Source organism: uncultured Porphyromonas sp. (assembly GCF_938046015.1).
Lineage (GTDB): Bacteria > Bacteroidota > Bacteroidia > Bacteroidales > Porphyromonadaceae > Porphyromonas.
Genome location: NZ_CALIXW010000038.1, coordinates 54,694 through 69,388 on the forward strand (window position 1 = coordinate 54,694; position 14,695 = coordinate 69,388).

Below are 14,695 nucleotides of genomic sequence, written 5' to 3' on the forward strand. Positions count from 1 at the left end.
GTAATCAGGCTACTTGAAGGTGAAGTTCACCCCGAGGTTGAAGGTGCGCTGCAGCGGGTAGGACATTCCCTTACCGCCACCCATTTCGGGATCCCAGAGCTTGAAGGAGGAGAGCGTCAGCAGGTTGTTGGCGTTGACGTAGACACGTGCCATCTTGAAGCGGTAGCCGATCTCGAGGCTACGGAGCTTGAGGAAGGAGGCGTCACGCAGCCAGTGCGTCGAGTTCTTCGTATTCTGGTCGTTGTCGTACTCCGTCAGACGAGGATAGAGCGCGTGGGGATTCTGGTTGTCCTTGCTCCAGTGGTTGTCGGCGATCCACTGCAGGACGTTGCGGCGGGTGTTCGTACCGAAGGGGCTGAAGCCCGACATCATGAGCGAGGTGTGCGCCTGACCCTGGAGGTGGAAGCCGAAGTCCCACTGCTTGTAGGTGAAGGTACCACCGAGACCGTAGTTGATCTCAGGCACCGTGGAGTAGCCGAGAGGCACCTGGTCGTTCTCATCGATGATGCCGTCGTACTTACCATCCTTATCGGGCTGGTCAAGGTACTTGATATCCCCAGGGGCGACAGCGATGTTATTGAGCGTGCTCTTGGGGCTGTGGGCGATGTCGGCCTGGTCGATGTAGTAGCCATCGGCGACGTAACCCGTGTAGGTGAAGAGGCTACGGCCTACCTGGCGACGCGTAGGACGGAGGTTAGGCGCTTCGTCGTACTTCTCGACGCGGTTACGTGCGAAGGTGAAGGTACCACGCAGCTGCATCGTCAGGTCCTTGGAGAGCTGCTTGTTCAGCTCGGCAGACATATCGACCCCCCAGTTCTTGACCTCAGCGAAGTTCCCATAGATCTTAGAGGCAGCCGTACCGAAGTAGTTGGGGATGGACTGCTTCTCCTGGAAGACATTGGTACGACGTTCCTGGAAGAAGTCCACCGTGAGGTTGAGCATACGCAGCACCGAGATGTCGAAGCCGACATTGAGCTTGCGTGCGATTTCCCAGGTGATATCCTCGTTGAGGAAGCGCTTGAAGAGCGGCCCGCGGCGCCCTTCGGTCTGACCATCGAAGCCCGTCTGGAAGTAGGGACGGTCGTTGGCGCTATTATCTACGACATCGAGGTAGACGAAGCGTTCGTTCCCAGCCTTGTCGTTACCTGCGAGCCCGTAGGAGGCACGGATCTTGAGGTTGTTGATGGCCTTCTTGAGGGGCTCCCAGAAGGCTTCGTTGCTGATGTTCCACCCAGCCGAGAAGGAGGGGAAGAAGCCATAGCGGTGTCCCTTGGCGAAGTTCTCAGAGCCCGAGATCCCGGCGTTGAGCTCCACCATATAGCGGCCATCGTACTCGTAGTTGACACGAGCAGCGTAGCCCTGACGGCGGTGCGGGAGCGAGCGGATAAGGTCGGAGTTGGGGCTGTTCACCACGTGCTCATCCTGATTGTAGAGCAGCATCCCAGCGACACTGTGCTTACCGAAGGTACGGTCGTAGTTCAGGAAGGCCTGGAGGTAGAAGCGACGGTCCCCATCTGACCACCCACCAGTACCGAGGACAGGACGCGAGGGGTCCCCACCATTAGCCATCTTGAGGTCGTAGTCTCCATCGGGGAGCTTATTATCACTCTTGTTCTGATAGATATTGTAGCCCTGGTGGCGGAAGGTGGTCGAGGTGCTCCAGTTCTTGAAGGAGGCAAGCCCCTTAAAGCTAAGGCCCTTGGTGATGAAGTCCAGCTTCTGCGTGTAGTTCAGGTTGGCGATGACGGTGCTCTCGAAGGTATCCTTGTACCCGCTCGAAGCCTCAGCTACGGGGTTCCAGGCATTGTTCGAGCCCAGGCGATAGCCCCCCCAGCGTACCCACTGACTGTCGTTCTGCGGCCACATCACGGGGAAGTCGACGGGGTTGATGTCCATGATGCTCTGGTAGATCGCGCTGGTGCTACCACCCCCGTTGCTCGCAGTGACGGGCCCGTGGAAGTTGGAGAGCTGCGCGTTGAGCTGCATGGCGATGGTCGCCGAGGGCGAGAGGTGGAAGTCAACATTATTCTGGAAGGCGTACTTCATCAGGTTAATGTTGTTGTCGTAGGAGAAGAAGTCCTTGCTTCGCCCCTTCAGCATCCCCGTCTCATGGTTGACGTTGGCGTTGAGGAAGTAGGTGATCTTGCTTGTCCCCCCACGTACGTTGAAGTTCGCACGCTGGTTGTAGGTGACGTCGTTGAAGAGCTCCTTGTACCAGTCTACATTAGGATAGAGGTAGCGGTCCTCCCCGGAGAGCGTCTTGCGGATGCGGTCCTCGCTGTAGAGCAGCGAGCCCGTGCCCTGGTTCGTCACAGCCTCGTTGTAGAGACGCATATAGGTCTCGGCGTTGGCGAGCTTGGGCAGCTGGACGGGCATGTTGATGTAGTTCTCGATACGCACACCGATGACGGGGCGGTCGAGGTCGGCACCACTCTTGGTCTTGATGATGAGCACCCCGTTAGCCCCACGCGTACCGTACATGGCAGAGGCGGTAGCATCCTTGAGGACGGAGAAGCTTTCGATGACCTCGGGGTCGAGGGCGTTGAGGTCAGCGCGGCTGATCTCTACCCCGTCGAGGACGATAAGTGGCGCCTGCGAGTTCATCGAGGCGACCCCACGGATGAAGAAGTCAGAGCCGTTGGAGCCAGGCTCCCCACTACGCTGGTAGGCGATGACCCCCGCCAGACGTCCGGCGAAGGCATTGGAGAGGTTAGCCGAGGGGATCTTGAGCTCCATAGGGCGTACCGTCTGGATCGACCCCGTGACGGACTCCTTCTTCTGCCCCGTACCGAAGGCGGTGACGACGACGTTCTGCAGCGTCTTGGCGTCCTCGGAGAGGGTGATGGAGAGGATGGTCGTCTTCTCGACACGGATGGTCTTGGAGGTATAGCCTACCGAGGAGACGAAGAGCTGATCGCCAGGTGCGGCCTGGATCTCGAAGTGCCCTTCGATGTCGGTGATTACCCCCTGGTTGGCGCCCTTGAGGCGTACGGCAGCCCCGATGATGGGCTCTCCCGTCTTGGAGTCTGAGACGACCCCGACGATTTTCTTGGTCTGTTTAGGGCCTGGTGCTTGGGCTGTGGTATTAGTCTCTGCAGCCTGGAGCGGTGTGACGCCAGCGCCGATGAGCATCGGCAGCGAGAGTCCTACCATGAGACAGAGCACACGGCTGATGCCGCGTCTGCTCGTTTCCTTGTGGGCGTAGTTGCTTCCCATAGGTGTTCTTGTTAAGTGGTAGTTAGTGCTTCTTATACACGTTACGTTTATTGTCCTTATTTGGGAGACGATCCCGAGCCCGAGGGCAGCGCCTCTGGAGGGAGCTCATCCACAGGGCAAATATAGGTAATTTTTTAGCGAAACCTAGGGGTGGTAAGACGCTGAAACTAAGGAAATTTCTTTCCTAAATTTGTTATTAAATACCTTTACACTTATTAACCACTTTACCCCCACTGGGATCCCAGCGCGCTGCCCCTCGTGCGGCGGGCTAGGCCCCCTGGGATCTCGGGGTGCGGCCAGCCGATGAGAACGTACTTGGGAGGCCCTAGCACCGAGGCTAGGCACTAGGTCAGGGCAACGAAAAAGGGCTTATGCGGGTGCGCCAGTCCCCACGGCGGGGGAAGTTAAATTCTTTGAAAAAACGAAAGTCTCCCTAGCTTCTGAATTTTCTCTTCATTTTATGAAAACGACCCTCCCGAGGCCCCTCAGAGCCGTCCCGATCGAGCTCGCCCCCTCCGCCGAAGCATTTTTGGGCTCGCTTTTCCCTACTTCCCGCCCTCCTAGAGTCTCCCCGCCAGCTCCTCGCCGAGGGTCAAGGGCTGGTCCTAGGGAGGCCGCGGAGCAGCCCCCGACCCAAGGGCCGACGCAGCAGCGCCACGCTCGCCGCAGCCCCGAGGAATCAGCCCCCGAGGCTTAGGGATAGCAGTCAGCAGGCTGAGGGACGTCCGTCAGCGCCGCGAGGGATAGCAGTCAGGACGCTGAGAGCTATCCCTCAGCACCGCAACTGTATGTAGGGTCGCCCCTGTAGGGCTCTGTATTCGGGCGCAATCTCCTACCCAGGGTTTGGTCGCCCTTGCAGGGCTACGCACCCTGGGCTTTGAAAAGGGTCGCCCCGCTGGGGCTTACCCCGCCGCCAGGCAACTAGCCAAGGAGCTCGACTATCGGGGCATAATACCTCACCCCGCACTACACGGGATAAAAGGGCCGCGCTGTGGAAAAGGGCCGTACTGTGGGTCACCCCCCCGCAGGGCATTGCACCCGAATACAGAGCCCTACAGGGGCGACCCTACATGCAGTTCGGGATTGCAGCCCCGGACTTACCCCAACGGCCGAGCAAGCCCCTATAGGGGCGACGCAGCAGCTCCATGCTCGCCGCAGCCCCGAGGATAAGTCGCCCGAGGCTGAGGGATATCAGTCAGGACGCTGAGAACTATCCTTCAGTACCACAACTGCATGTAGGGTCGCCCCTGTAGGGCTCTGTATTCGGGCACAATCTCCTACCCAGGGTTTGGTCGCCCTTGCAGGGCTACGCACCCTGGGCTTTGAAAAAGGTCGCCCTTGCAGGGCTACGCACCCTGGGCTTTGAAAAAGGTCGCCCCGCTGGGGCTTACCCCGCCGCCAGGCAACTAGCCAAGGAGCTCGACTATCGGGGCATAATACCTCACCCCGCACTACACGGGATAAAAGGGCCGCGCTGTGGAAAAGGGCCGTGCTGTGGGTCACCCCCCGCAGGGCATTGCGCCCGAATACAGAGCCCTACAGGGGCGACCCTACATGCCGTTCGGGATTGCAGCCTCGGACTTACCCCAACGGCCAAGCAAGCCCCTATAGGGGCGACCCCTACAAAGCCCAGGGTGCGTAGCCCTGCAAGGGCGACCAAACCCTGGGTAAGCCACAGCAAACAACACAGAGCCCTACAGGGGCGACCCTTGGTATATCCTATGCCGCCTCCTGCACCTCTCTGGCTTGCGGGAAGGCTCGCCCCACTGAGGCCTAGGCTTCCTCAAAAAGGATAGCCGCATCGGCCGAGCGTACTGCGGCCTTGCTTCAGCGGGAAGGATAAGCCCCTATAGGGGCGATCCCTACAAAGCCCAGGGTGCGTAGCCCTGCAAGGGCGACCAAACCCTGGGTCAAGCCCCCCAAATATACAGGGGCGACCCTTGATATATCCTATGCCGCCTCCTTCGCCTCTCTGGCTTGCGGGAAGGCTCGCCCCACTGAGGCCTAGGCTTCATAAAAGCCACAGGGGGAAGGGCTCGAGCCCTTCCCCCTGTGAATCTAAGAGGTATCTGAGCGGCCTAGGCCGCACTGATGTGCGGCTAGCGCGGACGGCGGCCACGCCCCTTGCTGGGGGACTTGTGGCTGCGGGCGCCTTTGTCCTTGCCCTTGCCGCCCGAGCGGCTGCCGCCCTTGGCACGGGCATACATCCCGCTACGCGGCGCCTCGTCCTCCGCCCCTGCGAGGACGAAGTCCAGCTGCTTGCGCTCGAGATTGGCCTGCGCTACCGTCACCTCGAGGCGATCGCCGAGGCGGTAGCGGCGCCCCGTATGGCGCCCCACGAGGCAGTAGTTAGCTTCGTCGTACTCGTAGTAGTCATCCGTCAGCTCACGCGCGGGGATGAGCCCCTCGCACTTGTTCTCCTCCAGCTCGACATAGATGCCCCAGTCGGCTAGCCCCGTGACGATGCCCCAGAACTGCTGCCCGAGGCGGGGAATCATGTACTCGACCTGCTTGTACTTGATCGAGGCGCGCTCGGCATTGGCCGCCAGCGTCTCCATCTCGGAGGAGTGATCGCAGCGCTCCTCGGTACGGCCAAGGTCGGCACTGCGCTTGCCCTCGATGAGGTAGCGCGTCAAGAGGCGGTGCACCATGAGGTCGGGATAGCGGCGTATGGGCGAGGTGAAGTGCGTATAGCTCTCGAAGCCGAGGCCGTAGTGCCCGATGTGCGTCGTCGTATAGCGTGCCTTGGCCATAGAGCGGATGGCGAGCATGGAGATCATCGCCTCCTCGGGGCGCCCCTTGATGGCGGCGAGGAGCTCGTTGAGGCTCTTAGCCACGGCCTCACCCCCACCCTGCCAGCGCAGCTGGTAGCCGAAGGGGCGGACGAAGTCGGCCAGACTATGCAGCTTCTCCTCATCGGGTGCCTCGTGGACGCGGTAGACGAAGGTCGGCGACTTGCCCTCGAGACGGAGCGGCGGCTGGATGTCGCGGCGCGTAGCGTCGGCGATACGCTCGGCCACGGTGCGATTGGCCAGCAGCATGAACTCCTCGATGAGCTGGTGCGCGGGCTTGCTCTCCTTGATGATGACCTCTAGGGGACGGCCCTCGGCATCGAGCTCGAAGCGTACCTCAGGGCGGTCAAAGGCAATGCTGCCGCGCTCGAAGCGCCGAGCACGCAGCTGCTGCGCCAGGCGGTGCAGCGTGAGGACAGCCTCCGCATGGTCGCCCTGCCCGCTCTCGATGATCTCCTGCGCCTCCTCGTAGGTGAAGCGGCGCTGGCTACGGATGACGCTGCGCGTGATACGCGCGCCGTGGAGGCGCGCCTCAGCATCGAGCTCGAAGACGCAGCTATAGGCGTACTTGTCCTCGTCGGGGCGCAGCGAGCAGAGGTAGTTGCTCAGGCGCTCGGGGAGCATGGGGATGGTGCGGTCCACGAGGTAGATGCTGGTGGCACGGCGGTAGGCCTCCTCGTCGATGAGGCTGCCCTCGGGGACGTAGTGGCTGACATCGGCGATATGCACGCCCACCTCATAGCGCCCATTAGGCAGGCGGCGGAAGGAAAGGGCATCGTCGAAGTCCTTGGCATCGCGCGGGTCGATGGTGCAGGTCAGCACCCCGCGGAAGTCCTCGCGCTGCTTCAGCTCCTCGGCACTGATCTCGTCGGTCAGCTCCTCGGCGGCACGCTCCACCTCCTCGGGGTAGCGGTAGGGCAGGCCGAACTCGGCCAGGATGGCGTGCATCTCGGTATCGTTGGCCCCCGCCTCCCCGAGGACATCGAGGACGATGCCCTTGGGGTTCTTGGCTCGGGGCTCCCAGTCCGTGACCTGTACGAGCACCTTGTCGCGGGCGGTAGCGCCCTTGAGCTTAGCCTCGGGGATGAAGACGTCCTGACGCAGCTCGCGATTGGGCGAGACGAAGAAGGTGAAGCCTCGCGACTGCTGCAGCGTACCGACATAGGTCGCCTGCGCCCGCTCGAGGATCTCGGAGATGCGCGCCCCCTTGAGCTGCCCGCGGCGGGTGCGGTGGCAGCTGAGGACGACGCGGTCGCCGTGCAGCGCCGTCGAGAGCCCCCGTTCGTCGAGGGCTATGGGCTCCAGCTCGGGATCATCGGGGACGAAGCTCGGACGCCCCGCGCGGTAGTCGAAGCGCCCCTCCAGCCTCAGGCCCGTCTGCTGCCCCGCACGGACGAAGCGCCCGGGCTCGAGCTCCTGCAGCTCGCCTGCCTCGGCCAGCTCCTGTAGGGCATGGTAGATGGTACGCTTCTGCGCCATGGTAGTCTTACCAAAGGCATAGCATACCTGCTTGTAGGAGAGTACTTGCTCCTCCTGCTCCTCGAGGAGAAGGCGGGTGATGCGCTGTACTTCCTTCTTGGTGATATGGTGTGCGTGGCCGCTGCTCTGCTGGGCATGCTTCGGCCTGGCGATCTTCTTATTCTTACTCATCATTATATATATGTAGTGAAGGGTGGGGAGGGGGTGAGGTGTATCTGTCTGATGAGTAGCGGCGAGGCCGCAGCTAGGGGCTAGCTGCGGCCTCGCGGGACTCGTAGCCCACGAGGGCTAGCCTAGAGGGATGCGGAGGGCAGCCGCTAGAGGACGCTCTCCTCGGGGGGCAGGACCAGCTTGTAGCCCTTGCCATGGACGTTCTTGATCTCCACGCGCTCATCCTCCTCGAGCATGCGGCGGAGCTTGGTGACGTAGACGTCCATGCTGCGCTGGGTGAAGTCCCCAGCCCCAGGGTCAGACACGCCCCAGATGACGCTGAGGGCATGGCTGCGCTCCAGCGTCTGATTAGCGAACTGACAGAGCAGCGTCAGCAGCTCGCACTCCTTGGTCGTGAGCTTGCGCTTGGTCTCCCCGATCTCTAGCGTCTGGCTCGTGACATTGAAGGTATAGCGCCCTAGGTGGTACTCGTGCTGCATGGCACGCGTGCTCTCACTGCGGCTGCGGCGTAGGACCGCCTCGACACGCAGCAGCAGCTCCTCCATGCTGAAGGGCTTGGCGATATAGTCATCCGCCCCCGAGCGGAAGCCCTCGAGGACGTTCTCCCGCATCCCTAGTGCGGTCAGGAAGATGATGGGTACATCCTGCGATACGCTGCGGATGTCCTTGGCCAGCGTGAGGCCGTCACGCTTGGGCATCATGATATCCAGCAGGCAGAGGTCGTAGCGACGGCTCTTGAAGGCCTCCCAGCCTGCGACGCCGTCCATGCAACGATCGACGACAAACTTCTTGCTTGTCAGCAGCTCCTCGAGGATCAGGCCTAGGTTCTCCTCATCCTCGCAGAGCAGTATCCGGATAGACTCGTTCATATAGAGATACAGTTAGAGATACAGTAGCTTGGTGTACTTAGATAATTATCAATGGTGACTGCGCCGCACCTTAGCCCTAGTGTTGAGCCAGGCTAGCGACGCTGGGGGCCTTAGCCCTCCTTGACCGTAGGCAGTAGGATGACCATCTTCGTCCCTACGCCCACGACACTCTCGGGCTGTATGCGCCCGCCGCACTGACGGATGACCGAGCTGACGTAGGCCAGCCCTAGGCCGAAGCCGCGTACGTTGTGCTGCTTGCCCGAGGTGATGCGGTAGAAACGCTCGAAGATCTTCTTCAGATACTTGCGCTCTATCCCCAGCCCATTGTCCTCAATGGTGATGCGGATATGGTCGCCCTCGTCGGCCGTGCGTATGGTCAGCTGCAGCGCCACGTCGGGGCGGCTGTACTTGACGGCATTGTCCAGGAGGTTGAAGAAGACATTCTGCAGGTGTACCTGGCTAGCGCGTACCCAGGTCTCGCTGGCCTCCAGATCGAGGGAGAGGTCGCCTCCCTTCTGCTGCGCGTGGAAGGTGTAGATCTCCGCCACGGGTAGCAGCAGCTCGTTGACGTCCAGCGGCTCGAGGGTGAAGCTGCCTGCCCGCCCCTCCAGGAGGGAGAACTGCAGCACACGGTCGATGAGGAACTTGAGGCGCTGCGCCTCGGTCGAGACGATCCCCATCAGCTGCCGCTGCTTGGGTGTCGTCACCGCTGGGGAAGCCTGCTCGCCGAGGAGCTTATTAGCTAGGATGATCGAGCTGATGGGCGTCTTCAGCTCGTGGGTCATGTTGTTAATGAAGCTGGTGCGCTGCTCCGAGAAGTTGATGTCACGGAGCAGGAAGGCCAGCGCGGAGAAGCCCAGGAACAGGACGAGGATCGTCGAGACCAGCCCCGGCAGCGCCAGACTAAGGACCTCAGCCCGCGTCGGCGCTAGGTCGAGCGACACCGTCATATAGGGGCGGCCCGACTCGGTGCCGTCGGCAGGGACGAAGAGATGCTGCTTGACGGTCGTCACCTCCTTCCAGTTGCCCCTGCGCATCTCCTCGGGATGATACTCGTAGATCAGCTGCCCACGGCCGTCATAGAGCGAGAGGATGAAGGGTCCCTCTAGGTCCTTATCATCGAAGCGCTCTCGGATCAAGCTCTTGAGCAGACGGATATTGACCAGCTGCGGGATGCTGTCGACGGTGTTGACGTCGTAGATGTACTTGAGGATATAGCGGTCGAGGGAGTGCAGCCGAGCGAAGTAGGCGTAGAGCAGCTTGTCAGAGGGACGGAAGTCCACACGGGTATTGCGCCCGCCCTGCCTATCCTTGTTCTTCATCTGCAGGAGCACCTGATCCGAGTCGAGGGCGCGCTGCACAGCCAGCGTATCCTGCTTGCTGCGCCGCCAGATATCCAGGCGGGCGACCTTGCTCTTGTGGAACTCCACGTCGGTGAAGTAGCCGTTCTCCTCCCCTACTCCCTTATTGAGGTAGCGTACCAGTTCGCGCACCTGGAGCTCGTCGGCCACCTCGGCCAGCGCCTCCTTCATCTGCCGACGCATACCCTCCTGCCGCAGCCCCAGGACTCTGTCGTAGTACTGATACTGCACCCAGGTAAGGAGACTATAGGCGGAGATCAAGGCTAGGACAATGACCCAAATAACCTTCTTCTTCATCGGGAGGCGGGGTGGCGGTACGCTGCCGCAGTTGCTATGTCGTTAGGCGAATTATCGTTGGCAAAGGTAGAGATTTATCGCGACCCTACCTAAAATCCTTGCCTCAGGCGCCTCCGAGCCCCCGCTTACCTCTCCCGCGACAAGGCCTCAAGGGAGGTGCGACACAGGGGCGTGCGGAGGCCTCCCAAGTCCCCCACCGTCTCCCCTACCTCAGCGCACAGCAAGGACAGCTAAGCCTCAGCGCAGCGCGGGTATAGGGGAGGCTCCGTGAAGGATATCAGTCAGCTCGCTGAGGGACGTCAGTAAGCGCCGTGAGGGACGTCAGTGAGCGAGCTGAGGGATATCAGTCGGAGCGCTGGGCGAGGGCTACCGCTCGGCTCTTGCTTTATTGCGGCTGAATGCTTAGCTTTGCCTGAGTTATCAACCTATGCCTACGATACGACTATGATGGATACCCTTGCACAGCTCCCCGTGTGGCAGCTGTGGCTGATCGCAGCCTTCTTCCTCTTCGCCCTTGAGATCGTGACGCCCGGCTTCGTGTTGGCTTGCTTCGGGATGGGAGCCCTGCTGGCTATCCCCGCAGCGCTCTTCGGCTGGAGCTGGCTGGTACAGGTCATCTGCTTCTGCGTCGGGAGTCTCGTAGCGCTGTGGCTACTGCAGCCGCTGATGTGCCGCTGGTTCCGTTCGCACGATGCCAAGACGGGGATGGATGCCCTCATTGGGCGCCGTGTCTTCGTCCGTGAGCGTATCGAGCCGGGCGATCAAGGTGGTCGCGTCGCTGTCGATGGCGACGTGTGGCGCGCTGTCTCCGAGGGCGGTGAAGCGCTAGAGCCTGGGCGCGAGGTGCGCATCACGGGCTATCAGAGCGTCGTCCTCATCGTCGAGCCCCTCTCCAAGTAGCCTCCCCCCACGCGCACGTACCCTTGTCCCTACATTTTAAACCCTATACACGCCTATGCCTATCGAACTGATCATCCCCATCGCCCTAGCGCTGCTGGTCATCTACACCATCTTCAAGGGGCTCTGCATCGTGCAGCAGTCGCAGACCGTCATCGTCGAGCGCCTCGGCAAATACTACCGTACCCTCAACTCAGGGGTCAACATCATCATCCCCTTCATCGACCGTCCCCGCCCCATGCGCTGGCGCTACACTATCCCCGCAGGCAATGGGCAGACGCTGGTACGCTTCACCGAGATCACCAACATCGACCTGCGTGAGACCGTCTACGACTTCCCCCGCCAGAGCGTCATCACCAAGGACAACGTCGTCACCGAGATCAACGCGATCCTCTACTTCCAGATCGTCGACCCCATGCGTGCCATGTATGAGATCCAGAATCTCCCGGACGCGATCGAGAAGCTCACGCAGACGAGCCTGCGTAACATCATCGGGGAGATGGACCTCGACGAGACCCTCACCAGCCGTGACACCATCAACAACAAGCTCCGCGCTATCCTCGACGAGGCCACCAACAAGTGGGGGGTCAAGGTCAACCGCGTAGAGCTCCAGGACATCGACCCGCCCCGCGAGATCCGTGATGCCATGGAGAAGCAGATGCGTGCCGAGCGTGACAAGCGCGCCCAGATCCTCAACGCTGAGGGGCAGAAGGAGGCCACCATCCGCGAGTCCGAGGGACGTATGCAGCAGGCCATCAACCACGCCGAAGGGGAGCGCCAGGCCCAGGTGCTGCACGCCAAGGCAGAGGCCGAGGCGAAGCTGCTGACGGCCGAGGCTGAGGCCGAGGCCATCCGCAAGATCGCTGCCGCCGTAGAGGGCTCGGGGGCCAACCCCTCGCAGTACCTCATCGCCGTACACTATCTGGAGACGCTCAAGGAAATGACCTCGGGTCAGAACAACAAGACCGTCTACCTCCCCTACGAGGCCTCCGGCATCCTCTCCTCCCTGGGAGGGATCAAGGACCTCCTCAAGTAGACCGCTCGCGGCCTCGATCGTCTCACACTAGAGCGCCGCTATGAGCCGTTATAGGGATGGAGCTGCAGCCTCGTGCTAGCTGCTCCATCCCTTCCCTTTATTAACCACCTACCGCGCCCCTGCTTATGGAACAAAGCTACATCCTCAACGACCAAGACAAGCTAGAACTCATCGCCCGCACCGCCTTCGAGCGCAGCCAGCCCCGTCATCAGGAGGGCCTACGCCGCCTACGCCTCTTGGCCTCCACCTTAATCCCCATTAGCGCATGAGCCAGCTTCACTCCCCCATCATAGCCCCCTCGCTGCTGGCGGCGGACTTCCTCCACCTAGACAAGGCCGTCGAGCTCATCAATGATAGCGAGGCCGACTGGCTACACATCGACGTGATGGATGGCGTCTTCGTCCCCAACATCTCCTTTGGCTTCCCCATCCTCGAGGCGATCCGTCCGCACATCCGCAAGCCACTGGACGTACATCTGATGATCGTCGAGCCGATGAAGTTCGTCCGTGAGCTCGCCGCCCTCGGCGTGGACACGATGAACGTCCACTACGAGGTCAGCCCCCACCTACACCGCTCCCTCGGCGCCATCCGTGACGCGGGGATGAAGGCCGCCGTGACGCTCAACCCGCATACCCCTGTAGAGCTGCTCGGCGACGTGCTCGGTGAGCTAGACATGGTACTGCTGATGAGCGTCAACCCCGGCTTCGGCGGGCAGCGCTTCATCCCGCAGACCGTGGACAAGGTGCGCCGCCTCCGTCGCATGATCGACGAGCGTGGGCTAAGCACCCTCATCGAGGTCGACGGCGGGGTCAATGCCAAGACGGGCGCCGAGCTCGTCGCCGCTGGAGCCGACGCCCTCGTAGCTGGCAGCTACGTCTTCGCCCATGAGGATCCACGCGCAGCCATCCACAGCCTCAAGGTACTGGCGCCTCAGACGAAGTAGCAGCGTCCCTCAGGGGCTCGGCGCCGTGCCTAGCCTCCTCAGGCGCAGCCTAGAGCGTGGCCTCCTCGGGCAGCTGTGGGACCGCTGGGGTCGCAGCCCCGCCGTGCAGCTCCTCGCGTGCCTCCTCCTCGGCTACCTCTCCTATTACGCTTATCCCCACCCTCAGCTGGCCCTCGGGCTCGCTGGGGGTGGGCTTTTGCTTTTAGTCCTCGGGCGGCTCCTCGGGGCTTGGCGCTGGGGAAGCCTCCTGCGTGGGCTTCTGCTGCTGCTCTGCCTGCTGCTAGCACGGCTGCACTACGGCGCGCGCCTCACGGAGCTCCAGCAGCCCGCCCCTCCGAGCGGTAGCTACGCCCGCGCCCAGCTGCTTGCTCCTATAGACCAAGCCCGCTCGGGCCGCGCCCTCCTTAGGCTCGCGCTGCTCCCCGAGGCTGCTCCAAGGGCGGAGGAAGCCCAAGCCACCGAGTCCCTAAGCCCCAGCGGTCACTGGCTGCTGGAGCTCGATCTCGGAGACGAAGCGCCCCATGTCGGGGACACGCTCCTGCTGCGTCTGGGACGAATGCGCGGGCTCGAGGACTACCCAGGTACGGTGGGCGAAGGCTATGCCCGCTACCTCCTCAGCCAAGGCCTCTCGGGACGTGGGCACGGCGAAGTACTGGCGCTCAGTCACGGCACGAGCGCGCAGCTCCTGGTCACACAGCCGCTACTTGCCCTCGAGCGGCTCAGGGAGACCATCTACCTAAATGCCTCCGAGCTGCCCCTCAGTCCCTACACGCGGCAGCTGGCCCTTGGGATGAGCCTCGGGACGCTCGGGCACGACGCCGAGGGACGACAGCTGCGGGAGGACTTTGTCGCCGTAGGGGCAGCCCAACTGCTGGCGGTGAGCGGCTTCCATCTGGCGCTCGTCATCGGGCTGCTCTCCCTACTCCTGCGCTATATACCGGGGCTCAGCGAGCGTCCACGGCTCCGCTGGGGACTGCTCCTCATGGGCGCATGGGGCTTCACGCTCCTCACAGGGGCAAGCATCCCCACCGTACGTGCCGCCCTGATGCTGAGCCTCTACCTTGGGGCGAAGTTCCTCGGGCGGCCGCCCTCGCTCCCCGAGATCTTCGCCTGGCCGCTCGTCCTGCAGCTCCTTTGCCTCCCCGAGAGCCTCCACAGCGCGAGCCTCGTGCTGAGCTATGTGGCGATGCTGGCCATCTACCTTTTCTACGGCCCGATCTACCGCAGCGTGGGGCGGCTGCAGCTGCGGCCGCTGGCCTGGATGTGGGGTGTGCTGGCGATGAGTCTGGCCGTGCAGCTGCTGCTCTTCCCGCTCTCGCTGCAGCTCTTCGGCCGCAGTTCGCTGGGCTTCCTACTGAGTGCCCTCCCGCTGACGGCCGCGGCCTGCCTCTTGATCCCGAGCTTCCTAGGCTGCCTCCTGCTGCAGCTGCTGGGGCTACCGACGGCGTGGCTCAGCGCCTTCATAGAATACCTCGGCACATCCGTTCGCCAGCTCACCGAAGGCCTTACCCTCGAAGCCCTGCAGCTCCGCTATCCCCTCCCCCTCTGGGCGCTACTCCTCTACTACGCCTTCCTCGCCCTCGGCCTCCTAAGCCTTGCTCTCCTGGGCGAGCAGCGCGCCCGCCTCTAGTCCC

The 14,695-nt window shown here is 62.2% G+C and carries 9 protein-coding genes; 5 read left to right on the forward strand and 4 right to left on the reverse strand.

What is annotated here, in order from left to right; all coding sequences use genetic code 11:
• Window positions 1-9 precede the first annotated feature (9 nt).
• The 4 genes from Q0248_RS05035 to Q0248_RS05050 form a co-directional block, all read right to left on the reverse strand.
• Window positions 10-3,216, reverse strand: coding sequence for a TonB-dependent receptor (locus tag Q0248_RS05035; protein ID WP_299320423.1), 3,207 nt, complete (start codon window positions 3,214-3,216; stop codon window positions 10-12).
• A gap of 2,099 nt (window positions 3,217-5,315) precedes the next feature.
• A complete protein-coding gene (gene rnr / locus Q0248_RS05040; protein ID WP_299320426.1) occupies window positions 5,316-7,658 on the reverse strand; it encodes a ribonuclease R in 2,343 nt (780 codons plus the stop codon).
• Between the two features lie 146 nt (window positions 7,659-7,804).
• Window positions 7,805-8,527 (reverse strand): response regulator transcription factor, encoded by a 723-nt coding sequence (locus tag Q0248_RS05045; RefSeq protein WP_299320429.1) that lies wholly within the window; start codon window positions 8,525-8,527, stop codon window positions 7,805-7,807.
• A 110-nt stretch (window positions 8,528-8,637) separates the two neighbouring features.
• Entirely contained in the window at window positions 8,638-10,185 is a 1,548-nt protein-coding gene (locus tag Q0248_RS05050; RefSeq protein ID WP_299320431.1) for a HAMP domain-containing sensor histidine kinase, read from the reverse strand.
• Between the two features lie 444 nt (window positions 10,186-10,629).
• On the opposite strand from Q0248_RS05050, the gene Q0248_RS05055 reads away from it, so the two are divergent.
• The 5 genes from Q0248_RS05055 to Q0248_RS05075 all read left to right on the forward strand — a co-directional run bounded on the left by Q0248_RS05055 (window position 10,630) and on the right by Q0248_RS05075 (window position 14,691).
• A complete protein-coding gene (locus Q0248_RS05055; RefSeq protein ID WP_299320433.1) occupies window positions 10,630-11,085 on the forward strand; it encodes an NfeD family protein in 456 nt (151 codons plus the stop codon).
• 55 nt (window positions 11,086-11,140) lie between these two features.
• Window positions 11,141-12,118 carry an SPFH domain-containing protein gene (locus Q0248_RS05060; protein ID WP_299320434.1) on the forward strand — a complete coding sequence of 326 codons (978 nt, stop codon included), beginning with the start codon at window positions 11,141-11,143 and terminating at the stop codon, window positions 12,116-12,118.
• Window positions 12,119-12,243: 125 nt separating this feature from the next.
• Window positions 12,244-12,387 (forward strand): hypothetical protein, encoded by a 144-nt coding sequence (locus Q0248_RS05065; protein ID WP_299320437.1) that lies wholly within the window; start codon window positions 12,244-12,246, stop codon window positions 12,385-12,387.
• Window positions 12,384-13,061, forward strand: a complete 678-nt coding sequence (gene rpe / locus Q0248_RS05070) for a ribulose-phosphate 3-epimerase (RefSeq protein ID WP_299320439.1) — start codon at window positions 12,384-12,386, stop codon at window positions 13,059-13,061. Before Q0248_RS05065 ends, rpe begins: the two co-directional genes overlap by 4 nt.
• A 25-nt stretch (window positions 13,062-13,086) precedes the next feature.
• Window positions 13,087-14,691, forward strand: a complete 1,605-nt coding sequence (locus Q0248_RS05075; RefSeq protein WP_299320442.1) for a ComEC/Rec2 family competence protein — start codon at window positions 13,087-13,089, stop codon at window positions 14,689-14,691.
• Window positions 14,692-14,695: the final 4 nt, after the last annotated feature.